This window comes from Elioraea sp. (genome assembly GCF_051860475.1).
Lineage (GTDB): Bacteria > Pseudomonadota > Alphaproteobacteria > Acetobacterales > Acetobacteraceae > Elioraea.
Genome location: NZ_JBHYDW010000216.1, coordinates 1 through 4,741, shown reverse-complemented (window position 1 = coordinate 4,741; position 4,741 = coordinate 1). Strand labels below are relative to the sequence as shown.

The 4,741-nt window shown below is 70.0% G+C and carries 4 protein-coding genes; 2 read left to right on the top strand and 2 right to left on the bottom strand.

Annotation, left to right across the window (positions count from 1 at the left end; genetic code table 11):
* Nucleotides 1–248: 248 nt before the first annotated feature.
* Entirely contained in the window at nucleotides 249–2,675 is a 2,427-nt protein-coding gene (locus ACTIFU_RS22410) for a VapE domain-containing protein (protein WP_439580543.1), read from the bottom strand.
* 162 nt (nucleotides 2,676–2,837) lie between these two features.
* Nucleotides 2,838–3,524, bottom strand: a complete 687-nt coding sequence (locus ACTIFU_RS22405) for a hypothetical protein (RefSeq protein ID WP_439580542.1) — start codon at nucleotides 3,522–3,524, stop codon at nucleotides 2,838–2,840.
* Nucleotides 3,525–3,882: 358 nt separating this feature from the next.
* Here ACTIFU_RS22405 and ACTIFU_RS22400 point away from each other — a divergent pair, with 358 nt between their 5' ends.
* Nucleotides 3,883–4,386, top strand: coding sequence for a DUF2924 domain-containing protein (locus ACTIFU_RS22400; RefSeq protein WP_439580541.1), 504 nt, complete (start codon nucleotides 3,883–3,885; stop codon nucleotides 4,384–4,386).
* On the top strand, nucleotides 4,383–4,741 hold a 359-nt coding region (locus ACTIFU_RS22395; RefSeq protein WP_439580540.1), incomplete at its 3' end, for a recombinase family protein. The genes ACTIFU_RS22400 and ACTIFU_RS22395, both read left to right, overlap by 4 nt.

Below are 4,741 nucleotides of genomic sequence, written 5' to 3'. Positions count from 1 at the left end.
CGGGTGGTCCGGGTATGCCCGGGTCTTACGCCTACACTCCCTATACCCCGCTATGCGCGCATCACGCGTGACACGCGCGTCGTGCGTGATGCGTGGCTCGGCTGCTACGGAAGAGAGAGCGACAGACCCGGACCACCCGGACCCACCCGGACCCAGCAAGGAAATCCGTGGCGTTGCGGCGGTCCTCATACCCGGACCCATACCCGGACCCATACCCGCAGACCCGGACCCATCCGGCACGGCCGCGCTCATCGCTGCACCTCCGAGGCGGGTGTGCGCCGATAGCGGCGCTCGCGCTTCCCGCCCACGCCATGGCCGCCCTTGCGGGCGCGACAGAGCTTGAAGCCCATGCTGACGAGGCTGCGGACGACGCGGTTCTGGTCGGCCTGCGTCCAGCGCGCCTTCTCGATGCCGAGGGCCCGCTCCATCACCTCCGCGACGGAGACGTCGTGCAGCGGCGCAGGCCGGGGGCGGCGGAACGGCTTGCGCTCGCCATAGCCGTTCTCCAGCCACTCGATCTCGTTGTCGAGATATGCCTGGATCGGCTCCTCCCAGGCATCCCCCTGGTAACGCTCCGCCTGCTCTTCGGTCGCGAGCGCGTCGAGGTCCTGGGTCTCCAGCCACCACGGCTCGCCGCGACGGAAGCGATCGCGCGCCTCGGCCCAGAGCTGGTCGCGGTCGTGCTGCAATGCTGCGAGGTCGATCGTGCTGCACACGACCGGCCAGAAGCGTCGTCCGCCGGTCGGATCCTTGAGGTAGCCGCCTTCGGGGTTGACGCTGCCGGCGAACACACATTGCCGCGGCAGATCGACCAGGCGCTTGCCATAGGGGGGCCGGAAGCGATCCTGCGTGCGCGACATGAACGCCTTGATCGTGCTGACCTCGGCACGGCCCATGGTGTCGAGTTCAGCGATCTCGATCACCCACACCCCGCGCGTCTCCATCGCCGCGTCCTTGCTGCCGAGATCCGACAGCCGATCGGTGAACCACGGTGCGGCGAGGGCCATCAGCGCCGAGGACTTGCGGATGCCCTGCGGCCCTTCGAGGATCAGCGCGCAGTCGGCCTTGCAGCCGGGCACGTAGATGCGTGCGACGGCGGAGATCAGCCAGCGCGGCCCGACGGCGCGGTGATAGGCGGTGTCGGCGGCGCCGAGATAGCCCAGCAGCCAGGTCTCGAGCCGGGACGTGCCATCCCACACGAGGCTGTCGAGATACTCGCGTACGGGATGGAAGACCCGATCGCGGGCGACGACCTCGACCGCCTGCCCGGCGACGGACATCGGCACCATGATGTCCTGGTGCTGCAGCCAATCGGCGACGAGCGCATCATCGCGGTCGGCCCAGGGCGTGTCGGGCCAGTCAGCCGGATCCCGCACCCAGGGCGGCGGCTTCCGCGCGACGGTGGTGGTGGCGAAGGCGTCGTGCCACAGCACACCCTGCCATTCCGGTGCGCCGCGCAGGGCGGTTATCGCGTTCGCCAGCACGGGGCGAGGTTCGCCCTCGTCGTTCAGGAGCAGCTCCTTGCGCCACTCGTTGGAAAAGGCGGCGGCGGGACGCGTCGCCGCGATCAGCATCCGCACGGCGTCCTCGCCGTCCGACTGCAGGACGTCGTTGAAGTCCTGACCGGGCGGCGGCTCGGCGACCGTTACGTCGTGCCCACGGGCCCGGAGCAGGGTGACGGCCTGGCGCAACTGCTGGTCGGCCTTGCTGTTCGGCTCGTCGCCGTCGCGCGCGACGATGACGGGCGCGCCATCTGGCAGAGGCGCGCGGGCGATGTTGCTGATGCCGAGGCAGGCCCAGGTCTCCTGGCCGGTGGCCTGCCACACGGAGAGTGCGGTTTCCACGCCCTCGCACAGCACCACCGGCGCGGTGCCGGGAAGGCGGACCGCGGCGGCGTCAGCCCAGCCGTCATGCGCCTTGTTGGTGCGCTTCTGGACCTTCAGCGGCGCCTTGCGGCCGTCCTCGGTGAGGTAGATCAGCTGCAGGCCGTGAACCTGCCCCTCGACGTCTGTCGCCAGCGCGACGAGCGCGCCATAGTGGTTGTAGGCGTTCGGCAGGAAGCGGATGGATGGCGGGAGCGGCGATGCCGTGATCGCGCGTCGGCGCAGGTAGGTCTGGACACGCGTGTCGGCCGCGTCCTCGCAACCAGCGACGATCTCGGCGACTTTCGCGGCCCGTTTCGCATCCTCCGTCGCCTTCTTCGCGGCGGACGATGAGGGCCGGTCCTGCCACGGTGGTGGTCCGGGCGCGTCCTCGGCTGATGCAGCTGGCTCTGGCGATGCCGCTGGGTCGGATGATGGCGCGCCTGCGGGCAGAACAGCGTCACCAGCGTCGGATGTTGGTGCCGCCGGTGCAGGTGCTGGATCAGCCTTCTGCCGGCGCGGCGCCGCGGGCATCCCGAGCCATTGCCGGGACCAGTCGAGTGCGGCGCCGTTGCTGAGCCCGCGTCGATGCCGGAGCAGCTCGATGCCGGCGCCGCCGATGCCATGCTCGTGGTCGAACCAGCGTCCGGCGTCGTCGCCCTCGAGCTCGACCGCGATGCTGCCATGCGTGCCGAAGCGCAACTGCGCCGGTGTGGACAGCTCGCGGTTCGGCTCGCCCAGCAGCTCGCGCGCGAGTTCGCCGATGCGCGCGTTGAGCGCCGCCACCACCTCCTTCGCACTCGCACCGCTCATCGAGCGTCTCGCGCGGCTGGTGGGGTTGGGTCGGGAATCGGCATCGGGCCTCCGCGGTGAAGGCCCGCAAGAAGCCGCACGCCATGCGCGCGTTCAGCGTTCGAGCCGGTCCGGCCCCGACGCGCGCCGAGGGTTCAACCCTTCAGCCGCAGTGCGACGGCGCTACCAGCCGCGCTTGGCGCCGCCGCGCTGCGAGGAGGGCAGGCGGATCAGCGTCGCCATGGCGTCGGCGAGGTTCTGCGACACCGGCTCGCCGTCCACCGTCTGCTCGCGGAACCAATCAGCCAGCAGCTCCTTCTTGCCTTGGTCGCGCGCGGTGATGCGGTTCTCGGCGATCGCCCGATCCAGGAGGTCCATGTACGGCGTGCGGTATGGCTCCCCGGTGTTGGGATCCACCGCGGGAGCGGGTTGCGGCACCTCGACGACCGGCCAGATGGCCAGGACCATGAAGCGCGGCACGCGGATGTCGATGAACTGGCCGTCGGCCATGGTCAGCACGCCGCCATGCACATCGGCGCGGCCGGCGCGCCACTGTTCCGGGGTGATGGTGCTGTGGTGGCCAGAGTGCAGATCCCAGCCGTCCAGGGCATGGGGCCAGGGGCGGGACTGAGTCGTGGAGAGCCGTCCCTGTGCATGCAGATCCCCATCCCGCAGCGCCACCTGGACCTCGCGGGCTGCCTGGCTGGCCGAGCCGATCCGAGGGTTTTCGGTCTGCCGCCAGGGCGGGACCGTGGGATCGGGCAGCGGCGCAATCTCACCGCGGGTGACCGCCCGCTCGATCTGGATCGCGACATGATCAATGGCTTGGCTCAGGCGCCACTGCGTCCGGTCCAACCTGTCGATCAGCATGCAAGCCCTCCGTCTACCGCTGGTGGTGGGGACATATCCCGAACATCGGAAGGGTTGAAGGGTTCAGCCCCTTGCGCGGCGGCTGGCCCGGAGCGGCTCGCAGGTGGCAACGTGGCGCTGCCGTGGGCTCGATTTCCGGCATGCCAGCATCCGCCGCCGCGCCATGCCGCCCGCCGTCGAACCACCATCTCCCACCCCATCTGCGCGAGGTGTGTCAGATCCTGGCGCGTGGGATCGTGCGGCTCAGGAGCCGCAGCATCGCCGCGATCGACCCCAGGGCTCGGGAGTGCGGAGAGAGTTCGCTACCCGCGACTCCCCGCCAGCGCCGTCATGCGAACCCCCGAGACACGGAGGACGCATGACGAAGCGATCGAAGACGCCGGCGGCTGAAACGCCGGCACCGGTGTTCCCCACCATCCCGCCGGCGCAGGTGCTGCCGCGGCTCGCCGCGCTGCAAACGGCGCCGATCGACGAGTTGAAGCAGCAGTGGCGCGAGCTGTTCGGCAAGGAGCCGCCGTCGTTCAACCGCGCCTACCTGCAGAGCCGGCTGGCCTACCGGATCCAGGAACTCGCCTATGGCGGGTTGAAGCCCGAGATCCGGACGCGGCTCGAGGCGCTCGGCGAACAGCTCGACGGCGGCAACGTGGTGCTGCGGCGCATCCGTGCCGACAGCCGACCGCTGCCCGGCACGCGTCTGCTGCGCGAGTGGCAAGGCATCGAGCATGTGGTGACCGTGCGCCCGGACGACTTCGAGTACGAGGGACGCCCGTATCGTTCCCTCTCCGCGATCGCGCGCCACATCACCGGCACGCGGTGGAACGGCTGGCAATTTTTTGGCCTTCGCGGCCGAGGTGAATCATGAGCCGTCGCAAGCTCCCCGATCTGCCCGCCTCGGTCACCCGCAAGCGCTGCGCCGTCTACACCCGCAAGAGCACCGAGGAAGGTCTCGACCGCGAGTTCAACACCCTCGACGCGCAGCGCGAGGCCTGCGAGGCGTACATCGCTTCGCAGCGCGCCGAGGGCTGGACCCTGGTGCACGACCGCTACGATGACGGCGGGTTCTCGGGAGGGAGCCTGGACCGCCCCGCCCTGAAGCGCCTGCTCGCCGACATCGAGCGCGGCCTGGTCGACGTCGTGGTGGTCTACAAGATCGACCGCCTCTCCCGCTCCCTGATGGACTTCGCCCGGCTGGTCGAGGTGTTCGACGCGCACGAGGT